The sequence below is a fragment of the Chryseobacterium sp. CP-77 genome (genome assembly GCF_036362765.1).
Classification (GTDB): Bacteria; Bacteroidota; Bacteroidia; order Flavobacteriales; family Weeksellaceae; genus Chryseobacterium; species Chryseobacterium cupriresistens.
Window position 1 is genome coordinate 936,742 of the sequence record NZ_CP143637.1, and the last position, 20,476, is coordinate 957,217.

19 protein-coding genes are annotated in these 20,476 nt (G+C 38.4%); 15 read left to right on the forward strand and 4 right to left on the reverse strand.

From position 1 onward, the window contains the following. The first annotated feature begins 53 nt into the window (after positions 1-53). The 4 genes from V0410_RS04095 (at position 54) to V0410_RS04110 (ending at position 2,946) form a co-directional block, all read left to right on the forward strand. Positions 54-449 (forward strand): DoxX family protein, encoded by a 396-nt coding sequence (locus V0410_RS04095; RefSeq protein ID WP_330746430.1) that lies wholly within the window; start codon positions 54-56, stop codon positions 447-449. A gap of 168 nt (positions 450-617) precedes the next feature. Further along, complete coding sequence (locus tag V0410_RS04100; RefSeq protein ID WP_330746431.1) at positions 618-1,655, forward strand: sensor histidine kinase; 1,038 nt, start codon at positions 618-620, stop codon at positions 1,653-1,655. Next, a complete protein-coding gene (locus V0410_RS04105) occupies positions 1,636-2,337 on the forward strand; it encodes a LytR/AlgR family response regulator transcription factor (RefSeq protein ID WP_330746432.1) in 702 nt (233 codons plus the stop codon). The genes V0410_RS04100 and V0410_RS04105 overlap by 20 nt, the downstream gene beginning before the upstream one ends. Positions 2,338-2,520: 183 nt before the next feature. Next, a complete protein-coding gene (locus V0410_RS04110) occupies positions 2,521-2,946 on the forward strand; it encodes a hypothetical protein (protein ID WP_330746433.1) in 426 nt (141 codons plus the stop codon). A gap of 82 nt (positions 2,947-3,028) precedes the next feature. On the opposite strand, the gene V0410_RS04115 is transcribed toward V0410_RS04110, so the two are convergent. From V0410_RS04115 to V0410_RS04130, 4 genes are all read right to left on the reverse strand, one after another. Next, the gene (locus tag V0410_RS04115) at positions 3,029-3,346 is read right to left on the reverse strand and encodes a DMT family transporter (RefSeq protein WP_110011253.1); all 318 of its coding nucleotides are present in this window, start codon (positions 3,344-3,346) and stop codon (positions 3,029-3,031) included. Positions 3,347-3,546: 200 nt separating this feature from the next. After that, on the reverse strand, positions 3,547-4,149 hold the full coding sequence (locus V0410_RS04120; protein WP_330746434.1) for a DNA-3-methyladenine glycosylase: 603 nt from the start codon (positions 4,147-4,149) through the stop codon (positions 3,547-3,549). Positions 4,150-4,426: 277 nt separating this feature from the next. Beyond that, positions 4,427-6,598: a S9 family peptidase gene (locus V0410_RS04125; protein WP_330746435.1), complete on the reverse strand. Its 2,172-nt coding sequence runs from the start codon at positions 6,596-6,598 to the stop codon at positions 4,427-4,429. A gap of 14 nt (positions 6,599-6,612) precedes the next feature. Beyond that, the gene (locus V0410_RS04130) at positions 6,613-8,007 is read right to left on the reverse strand and encodes an aminopeptidase P family protein (RefSeq protein ID WP_330746436.1); all 1,395 of its coding nucleotides are present in this window, start codon (positions 8,005-8,007) and stop codon (positions 6,613-6,615) included. A gap of 185 nt (positions 8,008-8,192) precedes the next feature. On the opposite strand from V0410_RS04130, the gene V0410_RS04135 reads away from it, so the two are divergent. The 11 genes from V0410_RS04135 to V0410_RS04185 all read left to right on the forward strand — a co-directional run bounded on the left by V0410_RS04135 (position 8,193) and on the right by V0410_RS04185 (position 20,475). After that, positions 8,193-9,077, forward strand: coding sequence for a helix-turn-helix domain-containing protein (locus tag V0410_RS04135; protein WP_330746437.1), 885 nt, complete (start codon positions 8,193-8,195; stop codon positions 9,075-9,077). A gap of 92 nt (positions 9,078-9,169) precedes the next feature. Then, positions 9,170-10,093: a dihydrodipicolinate synthase family protein gene (locus V0410_RS04140; RefSeq protein WP_330746438.1), complete on the forward strand. Its 924-nt coding sequence runs from the start codon at positions 9,170-9,172 to the stop codon at positions 10,091-10,093. Then, a complete protein-coding gene (locus tag V0410_RS04145; protein ID WP_330746439.1) occupies positions 10,090-11,574 on the forward strand; it encodes an aldehyde dehydrogenase (NADP(+)) in 1,485 nt (494 codons plus the stop codon). The genes V0410_RS04140 and V0410_RS04145 overlap by 4 nt, the downstream gene beginning before the upstream one ends. Next, positions 11,571-12,569, forward strand: a complete 999-nt coding sequence (locus V0410_RS04150; protein ID WP_330746440.1) for a 4-hydroxyproline epimerase — start codon at positions 11,571-11,573, stop codon at positions 12,567-12,569. The genes V0410_RS04145 and V0410_RS04150 overlap by 4 nt, the downstream gene beginning before the upstream one ends. A gap of 7 nt (positions 12,570-12,576) precedes the next feature. After that, on the forward strand, positions 12,577-13,842 hold the full coding sequence (locus V0410_RS04155) for an NAD(P)/FAD-dependent oxidoreductase (protein ID WP_330746441.1): 1,266 nt from the start codon (positions 12,577-12,579) through the stop codon (positions 13,840-13,842). Positions 13,843-13,924: 82 nt separating this feature from the next. Next, complete coding sequence (locus V0410_RS04160; protein WP_330746442.1) at positions 13,925-16,075, forward strand: zinc-dependent metalloprotease; 2,151 nt, start codon at positions 13,925-13,927, stop codon at positions 16,073-16,075. A gap of 113 nt (positions 16,076-16,188) precedes the next feature. Then, entirely contained in the window at positions 16,189-16,683 is a 495-nt protein-coding gene (locus V0410_RS04165) for a GNAT family N-acetyltransferase (RefSeq protein WP_330746443.1), read from the forward strand. Positions 16,684-17,007: 324 nt separating this feature from the next. Then, the gene (locus V0410_RS04170; protein WP_062669451.1) at positions 17,008-17,424 is read left to right on the forward strand and encodes an RrF2 family transcriptional regulator; all 417 of its coding nucleotides are present in this window, start codon (positions 17,008-17,010) and stop codon (positions 17,422-17,424) included. Between the two features lie 83 nt (positions 17,425-17,507). Beyond that, a complete protein-coding gene (locus V0410_RS04175; RefSeq protein ID WP_330746445.1) occupies positions 17,508-18,221 on the forward strand; it encodes a phosphoadenylyl-sulfate reductase in 714 nt (237 codons plus the stop codon). A 13-nt stretch (positions 18,222-18,234) separates the two neighbouring features. Then, positions 18,235-19,143, forward strand: coding sequence for a sulfate adenylyltransferase subunit CysD (gene cysD, locus V0410_RS04180; protein WP_330746446.1), 909 nt, complete (start codon positions 18,235-18,237; stop codon positions 19,141-19,143). A gap of 93 nt (positions 19,144-19,236) precedes the next feature. Continuing rightward, the gene (locus tag V0410_RS04185; RefSeq protein ID WP_330746447.1) at positions 19,237-20,475 is read left to right on the forward strand and encodes a sulfate adenylyltransferase subunit 1; all 1,239 of its coding nucleotides are present in this window, start codon (positions 19,237-19,239) and stop codon (positions 20,473-20,475) included. Position 20,476 lies beyond the last annotated feature (1 nt).

Consider the following 20,476-nt stretch of genomic DNA (forward strand, 5'->3'; position numbering starts at 1 on the left):
GTTGTTGATATACAAAATGATAAGTGTATGTTTTCGCATACTAATTTTGTTTTATGAAAAAGAGTTTTTACCTTCGTTTGGCACTTTCAGTGATATTACTGATGCATAGTGTGATTTCTATTTTCAGTGGGGATGTGAATGATTTCGGACATGCGTATCTGGACAGATTGGGTTTCAGCCCTGCAGGAATTTATATAGCATGGGCCATAAAACTGACTCATCTTTTATCAGTGCCTTTACTCTGGATTGATCAATGTATCAAGCCTGTAGCTGTCTTTAATATTCTCATTTTTATTTCCGGAATTTATTATGTTCACTGGCAAAATGGTTGGTTTGTAGTAGGAGGCGGAACCAATGGAATTGAATTCAATGTCCTGCTGATCTTCTGCTTTTTCAATCTCATGTATCCTGAAGTTTCTTTATATTTTATGAATAAAAATAAGAGTTAAGCTATTCAGGAATCTTTGCAAGTAAGATGATTCAGAAGAAACAGTTTGTAGATTTTTGGCTTCATTTGATAGACTTATATGTTTATATTTGGGTTAACAAATCGTACTTTGTACTTTTAAATCATCATAAGCTTGAAATCAGACAGTCAATCTAAATGGCGGATTCATTTGCTTTTTTGGATCTTGTATTATACGCTGGAAGTTTACCTTGACTTTTACTGGTCCAGGTATCAGTTTCCTGATTTCAAATGGCAGATAAGGCTCCAGAATGCCCTTATGCTGGAACTCTGTTATTTTCTGGTTAAAATTCCGTTAGCCTATGTATTGCTGTATATATACGATAGGGTTGATCTTAAATTAGTCATTAAATATATTCTCTATATTTTCACGGTAACAGCTGCTGTTTTTGGTCACCGGTTTGTAACGCATTTTATCATATATCCAGATATCTATGGTGTTATTGAAACACTGGACGGCAAGCAGGTTTCCGGATTTATCAATGGTTATGTGGCTTTCAATTCTTTTATGGATCTAATTTTTATGGCAGGTCTTATTTTCGGGGTTGAAATTACCCGGCAGAAGAATATACTCAAAGAACAGATATCTCAATTAAAGTCAGAAAAACTGGATCAGGAACTTACCATGCTGAAAGCACAGATCAATCCCCATTTTCTTTTCAATACCCTCAATAATATCTACGGAATGGCTCTTAAAAAAGCAGACGAAACTCCCGATGTTATTCTGCAGCTTTCCAAAGTAATGCGGTATAATATTTATGAAGCTGCAGAAAAAAACATTTCTATAGCCAAGGATATTGAAAATATTAAAGATTTTATACAGATTCAGAAGATCCGATACCATCAGCTGACTGTGAATTTTGCTGAAGATATTGATAATCCTTCACAGGAAATTTCCCCCCTGATATTGATACAGTTTGTAGAAAATGCTTTTAAACATGGCGTTTCCGAAAGCCTGGGAGAAGCATTTATTACCGTTGATATTCATTTAAAGAACGGAAAGCTTACTTACCTTGTAGAAAATTCCAGGCAGGAAAAATTTCATAAAAATTCCACAAAAATAGGCCTGAAAAATATCCGGAGACAACTTGAACTTCTTTATCCAAAACATACGCTTTCCGTGGAAGATAAGAGCAGCCGCTATACTATAACTTTAACCATTGATTTTCATGACACCATCAGCTCCTAAAAAATACAATTGCATTATCGTAGAAGACGAACCTATTGCAGCAGAAATTCTAGAAAATTTTATATTACGGGATCAGGAACTGAATCTGGTAGGAAAATGTGCAGATGCAGTATATGCCAGCAGTCTTTTAAGTATTCATGATGTAGATTTAATGTTTCTTGATCTTCATCTTCCGGTTGTAAAGGGCTTTGATTTCCTAAGGAAAGTAAAAAATCCTCCTTTTGTCATTGTTACAACAGCTTATCATCAATATGCAGTAGAAGGCTATGAGCTTGATATCACGGATTATCTGATGAAACCCATTCCATATGACCGCTTTCTGACTGCTATTGATAAATTCAAGCATTTAATGGAAGCAGAAGATGCATTACTCGAAGTTTCTGAACGCGATTTTATATTCCTGAACAGTGGTAAAAAGAAGGTTAAAATTATTCTCCAGGATATTATTTACATCGAAAGTTTAAGAGAATACATTAATATTCATACAAAAACGGAGACTCTCACTTTTAAAATGCCCATCAGCAAAATAGAAGAAACGTTGAACCCCAAAATGTTTACCCGCATCCATAAGTCCTATATTATTTCCCGGTCAAAAATAGAGGTAAAATCTGCCAATATTATTCAGGTGAATGGAAAAAAGCTGCCTGTGGGGAGAACTTATAAACCATTGATAGAGCTTTAGTCTTACTATTTTAATTTAATATCCTTATTATTTTATTTTTCATCCATTATTAAACCTGTATTTGCAATACAGACTTTTATCAAAAAGAAGTTGATAGATTGGAATTGCCCATTTATAGCTATTTTTTTCCGGTTCATATTCATTTGTACATCTTTGAAACTGTAAATAATAAATATTTGAATTATGAAAGTAATCGGAATTTCGAAACTGAGGAGCAGATTCTTTTTAATGTTGGCTTTAGGAAGTATTTTCTTCAGCTGTAAAAACAGTGACGATGATGATCCGGCTCCCGACTCACATGGCATTGAAGTAGCAACAGGAGTATTCAAGGGTACCATGAAAATCCAGGGACAAGATTATTACAATGCAATAGTTAATGTTTCAAAGACAGGTGATTCCTATGTTAAAGTACAGCCTAAATCAGGTGAAGCGTATTCAGCAGCAACCTCTAAAACCTTCAATGTTACCAATTCTGCCGGAGTAAGTGTTTCGGGCAATGACAGCCAGGGTAGTTTTAACTACATGATTTCATCAAAATCACTTCAGATCAGCACTCAGAAAGCATCCGAAAATGAGGTAGCTTTTTATTTTGAAGGCGAAAAGCAATAATACAATAAAATGTGGTTGGTTTATTATTCGAATGTTGAATAATGTTTTGGCTTATGACTCATGATAGTCTTAAGCCAATTTTTTAAAATAATTTAAGGCCAACGATTCCTACGACAATCAGTAATGCTGATAATAATCTTAAAATACTGGCAGAATCCTGAAAAAAGAGTACTCCCACCAATAGCGTTCCTACAGCACCAATTCCCGTCCATACTGCATAAGCAGTTCCGATAGGAATGCTTTTTTGAGCAAACCAGAGAAATCCACCGCTAACAGACATGCATAGAATTGAAAAAATAATCCAGCTCCACTTATTATTTTCCGGCTGTTGAGAAAGTTTAAGCCCTAAGGGCCATCCGATTTCAAAAATTCCTGCGATAATTAATGCAATCCAGTTCATACTATTTGTTTTAATGATATTTTGAATGAAAATCTATTAAAGAAAATTCATTGCTATTACAGCACAAAGCTACCATTATCCATTTATAATCAACACTATAAACTTTGTGATCCGACAAAAAACAGAGATAGAATGTACTTTAGAGAAGATGAAACGTTTTGCATTTTCAATAGAATAGTATCATATGAAAGTGCATAATTCTACTTATTGGGCTTGCTCACATATTTATTTCCTTTCACAAAAAAGCGCCAGGGTAAAAGCGCATCCTCCTGTGCATAGGCGACACCTATCCGGGGACCTGCAATGATTTCAGCCGGAGGATACGAAATACCATGATCTTCAATCCAGATTTCATGACCGGAAAGATCTTTTCGGTTTAATGAACGGTCGATGCCCAAGGCTTTGGCCGCTGATCCCGGACCTGCAGAAATGGCTGGTTTTGAAGCAGGCATATTCCTCCTCAATTCCATAATTTCTTTACCGATCAAAGGTTCAATAGCCCTTACCAGAACGGCATGAGGCTCGTCTTCTACTGAAGTTACTACGTTGAAAAGGTGATGGATTCCGTAGCAAAGATACACATAAGAAACTCCGCCATGGCTGTAGAGCGTCTCAGTACGGTCTGTCCGTCTGCCGCCATAGGCATGCGAAGCTTTATCTTTCACGCCAAAATAAGCTTCTGTTTCTACAATGATTCCTGCTGTTCTTTCACCATTGAGCTCTGTAAAAAGTACTTTTCCCAAAAGATCCCGGGCCAGAAAAAGAACGTCCTGATTGGAATAGTAGGAGAGAGGTAGTTTCATGAATGATGTTGGAAATTATTCATTCAAATGTAATGATAATCCTGTAAAAACAGAAGAATACTAAAGTGAAATTAAAAAGGTACCACAAAAAGTCAGATTTCATAAAACAGTGACTAATTTGGCACATCCATTGTTGTTTTCCAGGTACATCATTTCACACCACTATAAAAAATTATAGGTTTTGACACTTATTTTCCCTGGAGTAATCCGGGGAATTTTTTATTGGTCCAAGTGTGTTGAAACAAAAAAGTCCCACATCCATGTGAGACTTTCAATTTTATTTTGCTCCCGGAGGGCAGTGTTCTTTCAGGTATTTTGTAAACATGGTAGCCAGATGCAGTGATGTTCCTTCTCCTTCATTAATAGAATGGGTACGGTTAGGATAAGACATCAGCTGAAACTGTTTGTTATATTTTACCAGTTCATTAATATATACTTCCGTATTCTGGTAGTGTACATTATCATCTCCCGTTCCGTGAACCAGCAGAAGATTTCCTTTTAAGTTTTTTGCATAGGCCAACGGAGAACCCTTGACAAAATCTTCTCTGTTTTCCTGTGGGAGACCCATATAGCGTTCCTGGTAGATATTATCATAGAATAACTGATTGGCAACGGGTGCAATGGCAATTCCTGTCTGGTAAATATCAGGATATTGTCCTAAAAGGTTCAGGGTAGAAGAACCTCCGCCGCTCCAGCCCCACACGGCAACTCTTGAAGTATCGATATAAGGCCATTTTGCGAATAAGGCTTTAGCTCCCATTGCCTGATCACGGATATTGAGCTGCCCAATTTTCCGGTAAATAGATTTTCTCCATTCCCGTCCTTTTGGAGAAGGAGTTCCGCGGTTTTCAAGGGACACATATAAATAGCCGTCTTCTGCCATATCGCCTGTATATAAATAATTCCAGCCTGTGTAGAAATTATCGGTAACGGTTTGAGATCCCGGTTCTCCATACACTGTAAAAACAACAGGATATTTTTTATTGGGATCAAAATTTTTAGGTTTTACTACCCAGCCGTCCATTGTAACGCCATCCTGTGTTGTAATCTGGAAGAATTCTGCTTTAGATCTTGCCGGGTCGGCTTTTGCAGATCTTTTGGCAGCAACCAGTTCTTTATGATCGGGAAGCGATATCACAGATCCAATGGAAATGGCATTCACACTGTTATTGGTAAACATAGCGATTTTTCCATTAGGTGAAATCGTATATTGGTTAGAACCTTTAAAAGCTTCAGGCGTTACTTTTTGAGCTTTTCCGCCTTTCATACTTACTTTATACAGATATTTCTGAGTGGCGTTATCTGGAGAAGCCAAAAAGTAGATCAGTTTATTGGGAACATCAAAAAATTCAGGTTTGATAACATCGAAAGCATCTTTTGTGATCAATGTTTCTTTACCGCTCATATCTATTTTATAAATATGTCTCCATCCGTCTTTTTCAGACAGCCACAAAAATTCTTTCCCATTTTCAATCCAGTCCCAGCCGCTTGGATCATTATCATTCCATCGGGATTTTATATCAATCCATGCTGCATCTGTTTCTGTATGAATGGTCTTGCTGCTTCCGGAATCCGCATCAGCAACAATAATTTTACTTTGATTCTGTTTTCTGTTCAGCTGCTGAAGAATGACCGATCTGGAATCCAGCACCCATTCCATTCTGGGAATATAGTTTTGTACTTCATCACCTGCTATATCAGCCTTTTTTGTCGATTGGGAAGCCAGATCATAAAACCAGATGCTGCATCCTGAAGGATTTTCTCCAACTTTCGGATATTCTACAGGAACGGTAAACGAATACAGACTGTCCGTATTATTGATCATCAGGAAATTCCTGGTACTTCGGGCATCCATTTTCCAGTAGGCAATTTTCCTGCCGTCCGGAGACCATCTGAAACCATCCTGCGTTCCGAATTCTTCTTCATATGCCCAGTCAAAAGTACCATTGATCATTCTGTCGGTACCATCATTCGTAATTTTACTGATCTGATTATTTGAAAGATCCTCAATATAGATATTATGCTTAGAAACATAGGCTACTTTTTTTCCGTCAGGTGAATATTTTGCAAACATTAACGATGAAGCCGGCAAACCTTTTCCAAGCTGGAGCAGTTTTTTGGTGTTTTTGTCGAAAATCCAGTAATCTCCACGGGTATTATCCCTCCATACTTTTTTGGTATCGGCAAATAGCAACAGGCTTTTTCCATCAGGAGATACCTGAAAACTCTGTACCTGCAGAGCATTGGAACTTCCGGCAGGAATCAGTTCACTACTGTTTAAGAGCGTCTGATCTTTTCCGGGATGCAATAGATCAACAATTTCAACCCCTTTTTTAGTAAATGAATAATAAGCGTTGCCATCGGGAGTCCATTGTGTCTTCTGTGCCGCCAATGGTGACAAACACAGAAAATACAATGCAATAGCTGTTAGTTTTTTTATGTTCTTCATAAATATAATTTGGATTAAGCCAGATGTTCAGCTCTGTAATTTTCAATGTCCTCAACAGTTTTGATCAATCCGTTACCTAAAAGTCTGTAACTGTCATCCGTAATCAGGAAATCATCTTCCACACGGATTCCACCGAAATTCCGGTATTCATTTACTTTATCATAATTAATAAAGTCTGCGTTTTTATTTTCGGCCTGCCACATGTCTATCAATTCCGGAATCATATAAATACCAGGCTCAACTGTCACTACAAAACCGGACTCCAAAGCTTTTCCTAAACGTAAAGATTTCAGTCCGAATGTTTTGGTATCTTTTGGTTCTTCTTCAGTATAGCCAATATATTGTTCTCCAAGGTCTTCCATATCATGTACGTCAAGTCCCATCATGTGTCCCAGTCCACACTGAAAAAACAACGTATGAGCATGGTTTTTTACAGCATCTTCGGGATTTCCCTTCATCAGTCCAAGATCGACAAGTCCTTCTACCAGATGTTGTGCTGCTTTCAGGTGGATATCTTTAAACCGTACTCCCGGTTTTAAAAGCTTCTGGGCCTGATTAAAAGCATTCAGAACCACTTCATACATTTCCTTTTGCTTCGTTGTAAATGTTTTGCCTACAGGAAAGGTTCTGGTAAGATCACCTGCATATCCCATTGAAGTTTCTGCTCCGGAATCGTTCAGGAAAAGGTCTCCCTCTTTCATGGTATTAAGACGGTAATGATTATGCAGAATACCTCCGTTGATCGTCACAATGGGAGGATAAGACATCTGGCATTCTTGGTTGGCGGCGAGATATTGGATCGCATTGGCAATTTCATATTCTTTCATTCCGGGTTTCGCAAGACGCATGGCCAGCAAATGCATTTCATTGGATACATTTACAGCCTGTTCGATCTGTACAATTTCCTGAGCTTCTTTAACAGAACGTTGTTTGACAATCGCTTTGATCATTTCCGCAGAAGGCTGCAAATCCTTAATTTCAATTCCAAGAAGATCTCCCAGCAAAATTTTATTGGAAGACTGATAGGGAGGAAGGTAGTGCACTTTTCTACCGGAAGCCTGGGCTTTTACAATATATTGGGCAAGTTCTGCGTAAGGTAACGTTTCCTGAACACCGGATTTCAGGCTTTTTTCCTTAAGGGTTTCCTGCCTTCCCATCCATACAATTTCATCTATACTTAGCTCATCACCGAAAATGATGGTTTTATTTTCATCAATATCGATAATAGCTGCAATGCGGGGTTCCTGAATCCCGAAATAATATAAATAGGTACTGTCCTGGCGGAAATAATAAGGATTGTGCTCAAAGTTTACAGGATTCTCTATATTTCCCAGAAATAATAAGATTCCATTGGATACATTTTTCTGTAATATTGCTCTTCTGTCTTGATAAGTTTGTGCTGAAAACATATTATGAATAGTTTTTATTTTAAAACTTTAAAGTTACGATTTTGTAGTATTTATAGTACTTTATTCATTAAAAATAAGAATATGTAAAATTTGGATTTTAATATGATATTTAATGTTCATATTTTGCTTACCTTCAGCAATATTTTAACCTTGCTAATCTAATAACCCGGTAAAGCATTCATAGTATGATGAAGAGTCTCCAGTTTTCTGTTCCTGCCGATACCAACAAAAGTATACGTATTCAGGAAGATATAATGCCTAATTTCTATCCTTATTTCCACCGCCACACCGAAACCCAGATCATGTGGATCCTTAAAGGACATGGAACACTGGCCATAGAACAGAAGCTCTTTAATTTTGAGGCGGGTGATATTTTCTATCTCGGAGCAAATCAATCCCATGTTTTCAGAGGTAATTTTGAAAAAAATGAAAAACAGAAGGTTCATTCCATCTCTATTTTTTTTGATCCTCATAAAAAGATCGCTGCATTTTTCGACTTACCGGAATTTGAGGAACTTAAAAACTTTATCAGTCATTCAGATGTAGGTTTCCAGGTGGCTTCAAGGCTGACAAAAAGTATCGGAGAAAATATTGCGGCTTTACAAAAAACAAAAGGTGTAGATCAGATCATAGATTTTATAAGAATTTTAAACCATCTTATGCAAAACAGGCATTTGCATATTCCCTTATCTCCGGAAAAGAAACTGCCTGATCATATTTCAGATACAGACAAAAGAATTATTGATGCCCAGACTTTTATCAAGAAAAATTTCACCCAACATAAGCTTACCCTTGATCTGATTGCCAAAGAAGCCTGTATGACGCCTCAGGCTTTTTGCCGTTCTTTTAAAAAACGTACCCGCATCACTTATATTGAATATCTTAATGAGCTTCGGGTACAGCGGGCCTGCAGACTATTGACTGCCAGCAATATGTACAGTATTTCTTCTGTTGCCTTCAACAGTGGGTTCAATAGCCTTACCAATTTTAACCGGGTCTTCAAATCCATCATGAAATATTCTCCTAAAGAATACCTGAAACATTACAAAGAGGCTACCATACAGCAATAAAAAACAACATGTTAAAATACGGTTAGAATACATTAAAATATTAACATTTACCGTTTTAAAATTCACCTAGTTTTGAATAAATATTATTTGATATGAGTACAAAACTAAACTGGGAAGGTATTTTTCCTGCTGTATTAACGCCTTTTACAAAAGAGGGTGAGATAGACTTTGAAATGTTTGCTGTCAATACAGAAGCCCAGATTAAAGCAGGAGTTCATGGAATTATCCTTGCAGGAACATTAGGGGAAGCCAGTGCGTTGGAAACGGAAGAAAAATTTGAACTGCTGAAATACGCAAAAAAAATAACACAGGGCAGAATTCCTGTCATTCTTAATCTTTCTGAAAATACCACCAAAAATGCTGTCAACTTCGCTAAGAAAGCAAAAGAATTGGGTGCAGACGGCCTGATGCTTCTTCCTCCAATGCGTTACAAAGCTGATAACCGTGAAGTGGTTGAGTATTTCAAGGCAGTGGCTTCCGCTACGGATCTTCCGATCCTTATCTATAATAATCCTGTAGATTACGGAATTTATGTCACCCTTGACATGTTTGAGGAGCTTATTGAATATCCAGCCATTCAGGCTGTCAAAGAATCAACAAGAGATCTGGCGAATGTAACCAGAATGATTAACCGTTTTGGGAAAAGAATCAAAATTCTTGGAGGTGTAGATACGATTTGCCTGGAAACCCTGATGCTTGGAGCTGACGGCCTTGTGGCAGGTCTTGTAGATGCCTTTCCTAATGAAACCATGGCCATGTACAACTATGTTAAAACAGGCGAATACGACAAAGCGGTTGCCATCTACAGATGGTTTATGCCATTGCTTGAACTTGACATTCACCCTAAACTTATCCAGTATATCAAGCTTGCTGCATCAGCAGAAGGGATAAGCAATCCTTATGTGAGAGCTCCACGTCTTGAACTTCATGGAGAGGAAGCTCAAAGAATTCAAAAAATTATTGAAGAAGGAAGAGCGAATCGTCCCGTATTATTAATTCCAGAAATACAGCTATGATGGAAGAAACATCAACTCAAAATATAGACAAAAGAGTGCAGATGGCGGTTGAAGCCTTCCGGTTTCTGAAAAACACCACCATCAATGATCGGGCTGAATTTATGAATGCTGTAGCGGATCAGCTTGAAGCCTTGGGAGAAGAACTTTTAACAGTTACTCATACCGAAACGGCATTGCCATTAGCCAGACTTACCGGAGAAAAGGCAAGAACAGCAGGACAATGGAGAAGCTACGCAAAAGCTGTTGCTGACGGAATCTATACAGAAGCCCGAATTGATCTTGCCCAGCCTGAAAAACAAAAAGGAGATCTTAGGAAATACAATGTAGGCATCGGACCTGTTGTTATTTTCGGAGCCAGTAATTTTCCTTTTGCATTTTCTACTGCAGGAGGCGATACTGCCAGTGCAATCGGGGCAGGCTGTCCTGTTATTATAAAAGCGCATCCGGCACATCCACAGACTTCACAGATAATGGCGGATGCGATAAGCGCTGTTGTTAAAGCTTTCGGATGGCCTGAAGGAATTTTCAGCCATATTACCGGATCATCTTATGAGATTGGTACCTATCTGACTCAGCATCCGGACATCCGGGCTATTGCGTTTACGGGTTCATTTAATGGCGGAAAAGCATTGTTTGATATTGCCAGCCGTCGTGAAAATCCTATTCCTGTATTTGCAGAAATGGGAAGTATCAATCCGGTATTTGCCTTTCAAAACCTGCTTGAAACCAAAGCTGAAGCATTGGCAAAGGAATATATCGGTTCTTTAACGCTGGGTGTAGGACAATTTTGTACCAATCCGGGAGTGTTTATAGCATTGAAAGGAGAGTCGTTTAACCGTTTCATCAATACATTAAAAGAAGAAATTCAAAAAGTGGCTCCCGCTAAAATGCTTCACAAAGGAATATTAGATAATTTCGAAAAAAACAAAAGCATTGCATTAAAACAGCCTGATGTTGAAATCATTGCATCAGCAGAAACAGAAAATTCTTCTGGCAACGCAACCGTGATAAAAACCAGTGCCGGAAATTTCGTGAATAATCCGGTATTAAGTGAAGAAGTCTTTGGCCCATTTGGTATTGTTGTGGAGTGTGAAACAGATGAAGAACTCATTGAAATTGCCCAACAGCTAAAAGGGCAATTAACCATCACCATCGCAGCGACCCGTGAAGATGTTCGCGATAACAGTACATTGATTACTATTTTGAAAGATAAATGCGGAAGATTATTATTCAATGGAATGCCTACAGGAGTAGAAGTGGTCTATGGCATGCAGCATGGAGGTCCGTTTCCTTCTACTACCGATTCCCGTTTTACCTCCGTTGGGCCGGATGCTGTGAAACGATTTGTCCGTCCGATTTGCTTTCAGAACTGGCCGGATGAATTCTTACCGGATGAGTTGAAGAATGCAAATCCATTGCAGATCAGCAGAATGGTGGATGGAACAGTGAATTCAGGATCATTAAAATTACAGACCACATGAACAGAACATTTTTTTGTATAGATTCTCACACCTGTGGATGCCCTGTACGTCTTGTGGCAGGAGGTGCCCCTGTTTTAAAAGGAAATTCCATGATGGAGCGCCGGCTGCACTTTATGGAAGAATACGACTGGATCAGAAAGGGATTAATGTTTGAGCCCCGTGGCCATGACATGATGAGCGGAAGTATGCTGTATCCTCCTGTAGATGAAAATAACGATATCGGAGTTTTATATATTGAAACCAGCGGATGTCTTCCCATGTGCGGACACGGTACCATCGGAACGGTTACCATTGCCATTGAGGAAGGACTTGTCGTACCTACAATTCCGGGAAAATTACGTCTTGAAACACCTGCAGGACTTATCCTCATCGATTATGTACAGGAAGGGAAAAATGTAAAGTCTGTAAAGCTGACGAATGTAAAGTCTTTCCTGTATGCTGAAAACCTGGAAGTGGAATGTCCGGATCTGGGATTAATAAGAGCCGATGTTGCTTATGGCGGAAATTTTTATGCGATTATAGATCCTCAGGAAAATTTCAGGGATATTTCTGATTTTACGGCCAGCCAGCTCATTCATTATGGAAAAATTATCAGAAAATTACTCAATGAAAAATATGAATTCATTCATCCTGAAATTGAACACATTAAAGGATTAAGCCATATTCAGTGGACGGGAAGACCCACAGATCCTGAAGCCAGTGGAAGAAATGCAGTATTGGTGGGTGAAAATGCTTTAGACCGTTCGCCGTGCGGTACGGGAACTTCGGCAAGAATGGCCCAATGGTATGCTAAGGGAAAACTGAAGAAAGGGGAAGAATTCATTCATGAAAGCTATATCGGTTCCCGGTTTATCGGGAGAATTGAAGAAACCACAACTATTGATGGAAAAGCAGCCATTATTCCGTCAGTAGAAGGATGGGCAAGAATTACCGGATACAATCATATAATTATTGATGATGAAGATCCTTATTGGCAGGGTTTTCAGGTAATGTAACAGGCATATGGCACAGAATAAAGGAAAAGCACTCATCATAGGTGCAGGAATAGCAGGATTAAGCTCAGCGTATTATCTTTTGCAAAAAGGATGGCAGGTGGAAATTCTGGAGCAGAATGACCTCACCAACAACTGCTCTTATGGCAATGCAGGCATGATTGTACCCAGTCATTTTACCCCATTGGCAGCACCGGGAGTTGTAGCACAGGGAATACGCTGGATGTTCGACAGTAAAAGTCCGTTTTATGTAAAACCTTCACTCAATTCGAGACTTATATCCTGGGGATTGAAATTTTTAAAACATTCCAACCAGAAACATGTTGACTATTCTGCAGCAGCCATCAGGGATCTTAACCTGGCAAGCAGCAGGCTTTATAATGAGATCGCGCAAAAAGATGAATTTGATTTTGAGCTGAATCAGAATGGTATTTTAATGCTCTATAAAACTGAGAAAGTTGCGGAAGAAGAAACAGAGCTTGCCCACAAGGCAATCAGTATGGGTTTACCCGTTGATATTCTGGGTAAAAAAGAAATTCAGGAACTTGAACCCAATGTTCAACTGGATGTTATCGGAGGAATCAATTATAAATGCGATGGCCACATGAATCCCATGAAGCTGATGAAACAAATGATTTCTTATCTTAAAAATAATGATGTCATTTTTCATACCCATCATCGGGTAACAGACTTTGAAACTTCCGGCAGCAAGATTAAAACGGTCATAGCAAATGGTAAAGAATTTACTGCAGACCAATTTATCATGACGGGAGGTTCATTCTTGCCTGAACTTGCTCAGAAAGCAGGTCTTAAAATCCATTTAATGCCCGGAAAAGGATATTCGTTGATGCACCAACCGGAAAATCCACTCAATAGGTTGGAGCATGCCGCTTTATTACTCGAAGCCAGAGTTGCAGTAACTCCAATGAACGGACAGATCCGTTTTGGCGGAACGATGGAACTGGCTTCCCATCAGGATACAATTAATATGAAAAGGGTAGAAGGAATCATCCGGTCTATTCCCAACTATTTACCCGACTTCAAGGTTGAAACCCCAAAAGAATCTGAAATCTGGTTCGGATACAGGCCTTGTGCCCCGGATGGACTTCCGTATTTAGGACAGTCTTCCCAATTGAAGAACCTGATTATCGCAGGCGGAGGCGGTATGATGGGACTAAGCTTGGGACCCATTTTTGGAAAAACAGTTTCAGAACTTGCCAATGACCAAAAACCAACGGTTGATATAAAGATATTCAACCCTGAGAGATTTAGTTAAAAAACATCACATAACACACCAAGTTAAACCCAAAACAATTTGATCATTTAAATAATTTATTAACCACCAAATCCAAAAATTTATGAAAAAATTTAAATTACTATTACTTGTTTCCTTATTTCCAGCAATAGGTTTTGCTCAGGAAAACAGACCTCGTGAGTGTAAAGCAGATGAAATGATGAAAAAACATTTTGAACTGCATCCTGAATCTAAGGCTGAATATGAAAACTTTGAGAAATACACCAAAGAGTTCATAAAAAAAATGGGATCGAACAAAAATTCATTGAATAATAGTAGGATCAGCAATCCAACTTACATCATCCCTGTGGTTTTTCATGTGTATGGAGAATCTCAGAGCAATGTAAAAGTAAATTACCAAAAAGTAGTTGACTTACTGGAACAGATCAACTTAAATTTCAATGGAATCAACACTGATTCAAATACTGTAGATCCTGACTTTCAATCTATCAGAGGAGCATTAAGCATTGAATTTCGATTAGCTAAAATTGATCCAACCGGAAAAGCAACAAGCGGAGTGGTATTTCACCCCTTCAAAGGCGGATATGGCAACGGAGGCGGATATGATGCACAAATTGGAACGGATGCCTGGGATAATACAAAGTATATGAATGTGTATATCCAAAATGACCTGTATGCTAATAAAGATTTATATCAGTCAGGAGTTGCCTGGTATCCGGATTCATACATGACTTCAGTAAATACAGCCAGAGTTGTTTATAACGGACGTTATATATTTAATGCTGCAGGAACAGTAGCTTCAAACGAGTTTTCTGATACATTCACTCACGAATTCGGGCATTGGCTAAATCTTCAGCACACGTTCAATGTTCTGTGTTCAACTACAAACCCTGGTAATGATGGGGATGGAGTTGCTGACACCCCTGTAGAAAATGCATCTTCCGGATTGGGATGTAACGCTGGTAACAATTGTCTTGGACAAAAAGTAAACGTTGAAAACTATATGGGATACAACGGCTCTTCCGGCTGTTATAAAATGTTTACCAACGGACAGGTTAACAGAATGCTGGCAGCATTAAACCATCCTTCGCGAATAAATTTATGGCAGCCTGCCAACTTAGCCGCAACCGGAGTTGCCAATACGCCACCTAGGCTAACCCTTAGCAACAGTACATTTACAGAGAATTTAAACAATAATGGAGCCGTGTCATTAGATGGAACAGTAGCATCTGCCCCTGCATCAAAGATTACGCTAAACGGAGCAACATTTGCCCTGCCAAATGGAACAACTCTTACTTCAGGAACTCATTTCACGTCTTCATTGCCAGCAGGATTAACTGCAAGTATAGTAGTTACAAGCCCTACTACAGCTACACTTACCATCAATGGTGCTGCAACCAGTCATTCTAAAAGCCAGGTCCTGAATTCATCAATTACATTCCTGAATCCGGCTATAGCAGGAGGAACAACTTCACTAGGATCAACAACAGCTTTGGCATTAACTTTTTCTTATAAAGATCCTTACAAAATAGTTACAGGAACTCCTCTGGAAAGTTATGCCAACCCAACACCAACAACAGTAACCACCAACTCAGGGGCAACTTGGAAATATTTTATCATTAACCCGGAGCTTAGTGATGATGCTGGATATGGCGCCTGGTACTATGGAGCCAATCAATTAAAATTGGAAACTTATTGGAAAGGATTAGTGTGCCAAACAGGAACAAGAAATATTAGTTTAATTCCAGCCTGCACCACTATAACGAATGCAAATAATATAGGGTATCCAACTTGGACTCCCGGACAACTGGATGTGTATACTCCTACCTATACTACCTGGTCTGGTAAAACCGCTTATGTTGGTTTTAGAAACCAATTCGAAGGCTACGATATTAACGGCTATTTCAAAGTGAGCGTTGGGGCCAATGGTTCAAATTATTCTGTCACTGAGTTTGCATATAATACACAACCAAATGGCAGTATTACAACACCTTGTGCATTATCATTTTCCACTGCAGACGTTGATACAACCAACTCAGAAACTTCCATCTATCCAAATCCGGTTTCTGATGTATTGAATATTAAAACAAAAGGGGAAATTAAATCAATTTCTGTTTATGATATGTTTGGAAGAAAAATGAATGCAAAAGTTATTGGTGATAAGGTTGAGGTTAAACACTTCCTGAGCGGAACTTATTTAATTGATATTGAAACTTCTTTAGGGAAATCTTCCCAAAAATTCATTAAAAAATAGTTTCGTATTCATATACAGTTGATTGGGCTTCATTGTAAGCCCAATTTTTTTATCCTGTTTATGAGCAGTTCTTCATTTATTTATGTAATTTTATTCTTTGATAACAATATTCCATGCATTATAAAAACGACAGGATCATTATCCGTGAATTTACCCCTGAAGAATTTTCATTATTTTCCACTCTTTTTGAAAATGAAAATGTAACCCGATATCTGCCCTATAAAACCCCGGAAGAATATAAGGAAATGTTTGACAAAGCATTGGCAGATTATAAAGAGGGACCATTCAGCAGATGGGGAATTTTCCATCCCCAGAACAATGATTTTGTAGGAATGTGCCTTGCCAGAACCTTTCTTGACAATCCTGATCAGATGGAAATAGGCTATACTTTAGATGAAAAATACTGGGGTAAAGGTCTCGGAACCGAAGTCTGTAAAGCACTTGTTGACCACTGTTTATCAATAAATCATCAGAAAGATATCGTAGCAGTAACGGATCTTGATAATATCGGGTCCCAAAAAGTACTTTTGAAAAGCGGCTTTAAAAGAGTTGAAAATCTTGCACGAGAAGATAGGGAACTGGCGTATTTTGTTTTACAGAAAGAGTAAACTTGTGGCTCATATTACAAACGGAGGACTTAGAATTCCCATCTTGTGGAGGGATGGCGAAAATTCAAAGAATTTTTGACGGGGTGGTTAGCTTTTCCCACAGATTTCACGGATTTACACAGATGTTTGTGTATTATAAAAATCTTCGATTTTTAAACTTAAGTGAACTTGTCAGCAGTTTATCTGTACTTAAAATCAACTTAAGTGTTTTTATCTTTTGTGGCTTTTGACTTTGTCGAATCTTCGATTTGTAGTTAAAATACAAAGTTTTCAGCCATAAAAACATTTCATTTATCAGATAATTTATCATAACTTGCAGGAATTATGATGTCGAAACGTTGCAAATATGCGCTTAAAGCAATGGTCAGATTAGCAAGGAATTATAACCAGGGCTTTCTGCCAACTTCCGTTATTGCACAAGACGAGAACATTCCCAAAAAATTTCTGGAACAAATCCTTCTTGAACTTAAAAGAGCAAAACTTGTCAACAGCAAGCAGGGTAAAGTAGGAGGGTATTACCTTTTAAAATCACCTGATGAGGTCTCATTAGCAGACATTTACCGTATTTTCGACGGCCCTATTGCGCTAACACCATGCGTTTCTTTAAATTTTTACGAAGCATGTGATGATTGTGTGGATGAAGCGGTATGCTATCTTAGGAAAGAATTAATGATCGTTCGTGAAAAGACCAGAAAAAGCATGATGGAAGCTACCTTAACCAAGTTCATCAATAAAGAATAAAATTTTTTTTATTTAAATTCTACTATTTTGATAGGAGTTATAGAATTTTATATATATTTGCAAGACTTAAATCTCAATTCAAAATGGAAAACAGTCTGAAAAATGAATTCGAAAATCTTGTAAAAGAGGCTGATGAAGCTTCTTTTCAAACCAATGCACTGCAAATACTGACTGAAAGATTCCCGGGTAAAGTGATCTTTTCAACCAGTTTCAGTTACGAGGATCAGGTTATCACTCATCTGATTAAAGATTTAAATATTGAAATATTCACTCTGGATACGGGAAGACTTTTTGAACAAACCTATGAAACCTGGACCTCTACGAAGGCATTTTTTAAAAAGAACATCAAAGCCTATTATCCGGATACGGACGAGCTCAGAGAATTTGTCACAGAAAACGGCCCTGATTCATTCTATCAATCTGTAGAAAAAAGGAAAGCATGCTGTACCATCCGAAAGGTTCATCCTTTAAGAAAAGCGTTGGAAGGCTATGAAGTCTGGATCACAGGTCTGAGATCCGAACATTCTCCCAACAGACAGAATATGCCTCAGCTGGAGTGGGATCCTGATAATAAAATCATCAAATTTCATCCCATCCTTCACTGGACGACAGAACAGGTGACAACGTATGTAAAAGATCATCATTTACCTTACAATCACCTTCATAAAAAAGGATTTGTGAGCATAGGATGTGAGCCCTGTACCAGAGCGATCAAGGAAGGAGAAGATTTCAGAGCAGGCCGTTGGTGGTGGGAAGATGCCAACAAAAAAGAATGCGGTCTGCATATTCATCAATAAAAAAAAGAAAAACATGTCAATACATCATTTAAATTATTTAGATCAGTTAGAAGCCGAATCTATTTATATATTAAGAGAAGTCGCAGGCCAGTTTGAACGTCCGGCGTTGTTATTCAGTGGAGGAAAAGACAGCATTGTACTGGCTCATCTTGCAAGAAAAGCATTCTTCCACGGAAAAATTCCGTTTACATTTGTTCATGTAGATACAGGCCACAACTTTCCGGAAGTATTGGATTTCCGTGATCAGCTGGTAGAACAGCTAGATGTCAATCTGGTAGTGAGGAAAGTGGAGGACACGATAAAAAGTAAAAAATTAACCGAGGCTAAAGGGAAATTCCCTAGCAGAAACTGGCTTCAAACCTACACACTTCTTGATACCATTGAAGAATTTGAATTCGATGCTTGCATCGGAGGAGCCAGAAGAGATGAAGAAAAAGCAAGAGCAAAAGAAAGAATCTTCTCCGTTCGTGATGAATTCGGGCAGTGGGATCCTAAGCTTCAGCGTCCTGAGCTGTGGAATATCTTCAACGGAAGAATCCACAAAGGAGAAAATGTAAGAGTTTTCCCAATCAGCAACTGGACAGAGCTTGACATCTGGAATTATATCCGAAGAGAGAAAATTGCACTGCCTTCCATCTATTTCTCGCATGAAAGAGAAGTCATCGATTTCAACGGACAGTGGCTGGCCAATTCTTCCCATGTTGTACTGGAACCGGAAGATATTATTACCACCAGAAAAATACGTTACCGTACCGTAGGAGATATGACATGCACCGCTGCCGTAGAATCTAACGCCATTACCATAGATGCCGTTATTGAGGAAATTGTTGCCACAAGAATCTCAGAGCGTGGCGAAACCAGAATTGATGACAGGGTAACAGAAGCCGCTATGGAGGACAGAAAAAAAGGAGGCTATTTTTAATCAATGATAAAAGATAATTGATCAATGATTACACAAAGTATTTCATCAATTATCATTCATAATTTATCACTTATCATTTATAATTAACATCGGATGGATATATTAAGATTTATAACAGCAGGAAGCGTGGATGACGGTAAAAGTACCCTTATCGGCAGACTGCTTTACGATAGCAAAAGCATTTTACAGGACCAGTTGGAAGTCCTTGAAAAACATTCTAAAAACAAAAATGAAGACGGGGTAGATCTCGCGCTTTTAACAGATGGTCTCCGTGCAGAAAGAGAGCAGGGAATCACCATTGATGTTGCCTACCGTTATTTTTCAACGGCAAAAAGGAAATTTATCATCGCCGATGCTCCCGGGCATGTACAATATACCCGCAACATGATCACCGGAGCATCCAACTCAGATCTGATGGTTATTCTGATTGATGCAAGAAAAGGAGTGATTGAACAAACCAGAAGACATTCTATCATCGCTTCTTTATTACAATTAAAAAAAGTAGCTGTAGCCATCAATAAAATGGATATGGTGGATTATTCCGAAGAAGTCTTTGAAAACATAAAATCAGAATATGCAAAAATTGCTGAAAATCTTGGACTGAATGACGTAAGTTATTTTCCCATCTCAGCATTAAAAGGAGATAATATTGTTTCAAAATCTTCCAGAACAGAGTGGTATGAAGGAACTTCTTTACTGGAATATCTTGAAGAAGTAACAATCAATGAAGAAAAAAATAACGGAAGCCGTTTTCAGGTTCAGTATGTGATTCGTCCTCAAACTGAAGAACTGCATGATTACAGAGGATATGCCGGACAAATATTAAGCGGAAAGTTCACCAAAGGAGATAAAATTCACATTCTTCCGGCGGACCTGACCACTGAAATCACTAAAATTGAGATCAATGGCATTGAAAAAGAAGAAGCCTTTGAAGGCCAGCCAGCCGTTATTCATTTGGCTCATGATGTAGATATCAGCAGAGGAGATATTTTTGCTACGGAAGAACATGTTCCCACTGTTGAAAAAGATCTTGAAATCCTTTTATGCTGGCTTGATCAGAAACCGCTGCAGCAAGGAAACAAATACCTTTTGCAGCAGAACAGCAGACTGATAAAAGCAGTAGTAAAAGAGGTAGATTACAAGATCAATGTCAATACCCTTATCAGAGAACAGGCCGATGGAGAGATCAAACTGAATGAAATTGTGAAAGTTACCCTGCGAACGGCACAGCCTTTGGTCTATGACAGCTTTACCAATAATAAAACAACGGGCTCTGCCATTCTGGTGGATGAAACGTCCAATTCAACGGTAGCAGCCTGTATAATTCAATAGA

Excerpts from the sequence above, each read along its gene's own strand:
- V0410_RS04095 (WP_330746430.1), top strand. The coding sequence starts at position 54 with ATGAAAAAGAGTTTTTACCTTCGTTTGGCACTTTCAGTGATATTACTG.
- V0410_RS04105 (WP_330746432.1), top strand. The coding sequence starts at position 1,636 with ATGACACCATCAGCTCCTAAAAAATACAATTGCATTATCGTAGAAGAC.
- V0410_RS04110 (WP_330746433.1), top strand. The coding sequence starts at position 2,521 with ATGAAAGTAATCGGAATTTCGAAACTGAGGAGCAGATTCTTTTTAATG.
- V0410_RS04115 (WP_110011253.1), bottom strand. The coding sequence starts at position 3,346 with ATGAACTGGATTGCATTAATTATCGCAGGAATTTTTGAAATCGGATGG.
- V0410_RS04120 (WP_330746434.1), bottom strand. The coding sequence starts at position 4,149 with ATGAAACTACCTCTCTCCTACTATTCCAATCAGGACGTTCTTTTTCTG.
- V0410_RS04125 (WP_330746435.1), bottom strand. The coding sequence starts at position 6,598 with ATGAAGAACATAAAAAAACTAACAGCTATTGCATTGTATTTTCTGTGT.
- V0410_RS04130 (WP_330746436.1), bottom strand. The coding sequence starts at position 8,007 with ATGTTTTCAGCACAAACTTATCAAGACAGAAGAGCAATATTACAGAAA.
- V0410_RS04135 (WP_330746437.1), top strand. The coding sequence starts at position 8,193 with ATGATGAAGAGTCTCCAGTTTTCTGTTCCTGCCGATACCAACAAAAGT.
- V0410_RS04140 (WP_330746438.1), top strand. The coding sequence starts at position 9,170 with ATGAGTACAAAACTAAACTGGGAAGGTATTTTTCCTGCTGTATTAACG.
- V0410_RS04145 (WP_330746439.1), top strand. The coding sequence starts at position 10,090 with ATGATGGAAGAAACATCAACTCAAAATATAGACAAAAGAGTGCAGATG.
- V0410_RS04150 (WP_330746440.1), top strand. The coding sequence starts at position 11,571 with ATGAACAGAACATTTTTTTGTATAGATTCTCACACCTGTGGATGCCCT.
- V0410_RS04155 (WP_330746441.1), top strand. The coding sequence starts at position 12,577 with ATGGCACAGAATAAAGGAAAAGCACTCATCATAGGTGCAGGAATAGCA.
- V0410_RS04160 (WP_330746442.1), top strand. The coding sequence starts at position 13,925 with ATGAAAAAATTTAAATTACTATTACTTGTTTCCTTATTTCCAGCAATA.
- V0410_RS04165 (WP_330746443.1), top strand. The coding sequence starts at position 16,189 with ATGCATTATAAAAACGACAGGATCATTATCCGTGAATTTACCCCTGAA.
- V0410_RS04170 (WP_062669451.1), top strand. The coding sequence starts at position 17,008 with ATGATGTCGAAACGTTGCAAATATGCGCTTAAAGCAATGGTCAGATTA.
- V0410_RS04175 (WP_330746445.1), top strand. The coding sequence starts at position 17,508 with ATGGAAAACAGTCTGAAAAATGAATTCGAAAATCTTGTAAAAGAGGCT.
- cysD (WP_330746446.1), top strand. The coding sequence starts at position 18,235 with ATGTCAATACATCATTTAAATTATTTAGATCAGTTAGAAGCCGAATCT.
- V0410_RS04185 (WP_330746447.1), top strand. The coding sequence starts at position 19,237 with ATGGATATATTAAGATTTATAACAGCAGGAAGCGTGGATGACGGTAAA.